A 2,746-nucleotide genomic window follows, 5' to 3' on the forward strand; every position below is an offset into this window, starting at 1 on the left:
TCACCGGCGAGGCCGCCGAGACAGGAACCATCGGGAGGAGAATCACCGGGACGGGAGCCGGCAGGACGTAGTGGGTGCTGCGGCACGATCTTTCATCCTCCCCACGCGCGCATGACCGCGATCGGGTATACGGGTCGCCGACGGGATACTGGCCGGCCTCTCAGCCCACGTCCGCGGGCTCCCCGGAGCAATCGACAGTGTAACCGCTGCTCCCCGGCCGCGGCTTCGGGTGTCCCGCCGCGACGCCGATCTGCGACGCCGATCTGCGACACTGATCTGCGACACTGATCCACGCCCGTCGACGATCATCTCGACCTCGGGAGCCGATTCAATGTGGGCATCCGGGTTTCATCCGGTAGACACCATGCTGCGCGACGAGGTACTTCTCGCTCGAACGGCGTATCCGGGTTAACCTCGCGGGGCTCCGGTAGCGGCATCCTTCGGCAACGATCGTAAACTCTCCCTCGTGGATGCCACCGTGGCCGACCCCGTCATAGGTCGGCTTCTCGACGGCCGCTACACGGCGCAGGAACGGCTCGCCGTCGGCGGGATGGCGACGGTGTACGTCGCGCACGACAACCGGCTGGACCGGCTCGTTGCCCTCAAGGTCATGCATCCCACTCTCAATCACGACCCGGAGTTCGTCACCCGTTTCCATCGCGAGGCCAAGGCCGTGGCGCGGCTCAACACCCCGCGCGTCGTCTCCGTCCTCGACCAGGGCTCCGACCACATCCCCGCCGGTCTGGTCAACTACCTGGTGATGGAGCTGGTGCGCGGCCGGTCGCTGCGCCAGCACCTGGGTGCCCGGGGCCGGCTCCCGGTCGCCGAGGCCATCGAGATCATCGAGCCCGTGATCGAAGCCCTCGGCGCCGCGCATGCCGCCGGCATCATCCACCGCGACATCAAGCCCGAGAACATCCTGCTCGGTGACGACGGCCAAGTGAAGGTCGCGGACTTCGGCCTCGCCCGTCCGGTGAGCCAGCCCACCCAGGCCCTCACCGGCGGGGTGGTGATGGGCACTGTCGGGTACCTCGCCCCTGAGCAGGTCACCCACGGCGTCGCCGACACCCGCAGCGACGTCTACGCCGCCGGTGTGGTGCTCTTCGAATCCCTGACCGGGCAGCTCCCGCACAGCGGCGCCACCCCGATGTCGGTGGCCTACCAGTCCGTCCACGGCGACGTGCCGGCGCCGTCCACCATGATCGAGGGCATTCCCGCCGAGCTGGACGGTCTTGTTCTCCGGGCCACCGCCCGCGACCCGGCGCGCCGGCCGGCCGATGGTGCGGCGCTGCTGGCGGAGCTGCGGCGCATCGAGCCGTTCCTGCCCCCGCAGGACGCCTACCCGAGCGGGTTCACCGGCGAGATCGAACGGATCGGGTTGGCCGAGCGGCCTCCAGGGGCTCGGGATCCCGGGTACACCCAGGATCCCGGGTACACCCAGCCGTTCCAGGCCGAGGACTACGACGACTCCCAGGGCGCCGGGGCGGGGGCCGCCGCGGAGCGCGCGTTCGCCGGTGCCGGGCCGGGCCAGCCAGGCACCGGCGCGCTCTATCGATCCGCCTCCCCGCCCTCCCCGACCGCCACGGCCTATCTCGGGGGTGGTGGCGGGCGCGGGCGGCGACGGGCCGCCGCATCGCCACGCTCCCGGGGGCTCATCCCGGTCGTCGTCGGTGGCGTGGCCGTCCTGGTCCTGCTGCTCGGGATCCTCGCGTTCCGTTCCCTGTCCGGCGGAGGGACCGAGGTCCCGCTGCTGACAAACCTGAGCAGATCCGACGCCGAGAAGATGCTGCGCGACGCCGGCTTCCAGTTCACCTACCTCGACCCGGTCACCAGCGCCACGGTGCCGGTCGGCCACGTCTCCCAGCAGGATCCCCAGGACGGGTCGAAGGTCGACAAGGGCGCGCTCATCACCCTGCGGCTGAGCTCCGGGCCCGCGACGGTGCGCGTGCCGGACCTGGCGAACCTCACCGAGGCCCAGGCCAAGGCCCGGCTGGCCGAAGTGAACCTGACCCTCGGCGGCCTGAGCCCACAGTCCAGTGACACGGTGCCGGCGGGCCATGTGATCGGTACGAACCCCGGGGCCGGCACCGCACTCAAGCCGAAGGACAAGGTCGTCGTGATCACTTCGACGGGCCCCGCGGCGAAGCCGGTGCCGGCCGACATCATCGGCAAGTCGTTCGAGGAGGCCAGGGCCGAGCTCGTCGGCCTGAACATCGGCCTCGTGGTGCAGCGTATCGGTGCCGTGAACGACGCCGTGCAGCCCGGTCAGGTCTTCGGGGTCTCTCCCGACGTGGGGCAGCCGATCTCACCCGGCGGCACCGTCACCCTCACCGTGGCCGAGGCCGGCAGGTTCGACGACGACGACGGTTCCGGGGGCGACGGCAGCGGGATCCAGGTCCCCGTGCCGAACGTGGTCGGGAAGAGCTACCGGGAAGCCGAGAACATCCTGCGGCGCCGGGGGTTGAAGATCGACCGTATCGGCTGGATCGGCGGGCCGGGCGACCGGGTGACGTCGCAGTCCGCCCAGGCCGGGGCCAAAATCGAAAAAGGAAGTACCGTGCACGTCAACACAACGTGGGACCCCCTCGGCTGAGCCGCCATCCCCCACCAGGTTGATCACATTGTGCGACGAATCGCGCGGCGGGCGAGAGATCCGCGACCGGTTCCCCGGGGAGACGACGGCGTGAAGGCAGCGCGTGGTCGTGGCCGGTGGCCCGCCGGCTCGCGGCGGCCGACGTCTCAGTGG

1 protein-coding gene and 1 riboswitch are annotated in these 2,746 nt (G+C 70.6%); the gene reads left to right on the top strand.

Annotation, left to right across the window (positions count from 1 at the left end):
- Positions 1 to 81 precede the first annotated feature (81 nt).
- Positions 82 to 195: riboswitch (TPP riboswitch) on the bottom strand.
- 283 nt (positions 196 to 478) lie between these two features.
- Complete coding sequence (pknB, locus tag AC08OP_RS23720) at positions 479 to 2,593, top strand: Stk1 family PASTA domain-containing Ser/Thr kinase (RefSeq protein ID WP_476616197.1); 2,115 nt, start codon at positions 479 to 481, stop codon at positions 2,591 to 2,593.
- Positions 2,594 to 2,746 lie beyond the last annotated feature (153 nt).

The sequence above is a fragment of the Frankia sp. CeRuru1 genome, assembly GCF_977966315.1.